Annotated in this window: 1 rRNA gene; it reads left to right on the top strand. The window is 53.1% G+C overall.

The features are described from left to right. Nucleotides 1-508, top strand: a 23S ribosomal RNA gene (locus CAB05_RS21785); the annotation flags it as partial. Nucleotides 509-539 lie beyond the last annotated feature (31 nt).

Here is a 539-nt window from a genome sequence, read left to right as displayed (position 1 = left end):
TCCGGTGGTTCCGCATGGAAGGGCCATCGCTCAACGGATAAAAGCTACCCCGGGGATAACAGGCTTATCTCCCCCAAGAGTCCACATCGACGGGGAGGTTTGGCACCTCGATGTCGGCTCATCGCATCCTGGGGCTGTAGTCGGTCCCAAGGGTTGGGCTGTTCGCCCATTAAAGCGGTACGCGAGCTGGGTTCAGAACGTCGTGAGACAGTTCGGTCCCTATCCGTCGTGGGCGCAGGAAATTTGAGAGGAGCTGTCCTTAGTACGAGAGGACCGGGATGGACACACCGCTGGTGTACCAGTTGTTCTGCCAAGAGCATGGCTGGGTAGCTATGTGTGGAAGGGATAAGTGCTGAAAGCATCTAAGCATGAAGCCCCCCTCAAGATGAGATTTCCCATAGCGTTAAGCTAGTAAGACCCCTGAGAGATGATCAGGTTGATAGGTCAGAGGTGGAAGCGTGGTGACACGTGGAGCTGACTGATACTAATCGGTCGAGGACTTAACTAACAAGTTTGATAATGACATTATCTAGTTTTGA

The sequence above is a fragment of the Gottfriedia solisilvae genome, assembly GCF_002128405.1.
GTDB lineage: Bacteria > Bacillota > Bacilli > Bacillales > Bacillaceae_G > Gottfriedia > Gottfriedia solisilvae.
Note: the sequence above shows the minus strand (reverse complement) of the source record. Positions and strands in the feature narration are given on the sequence as shown.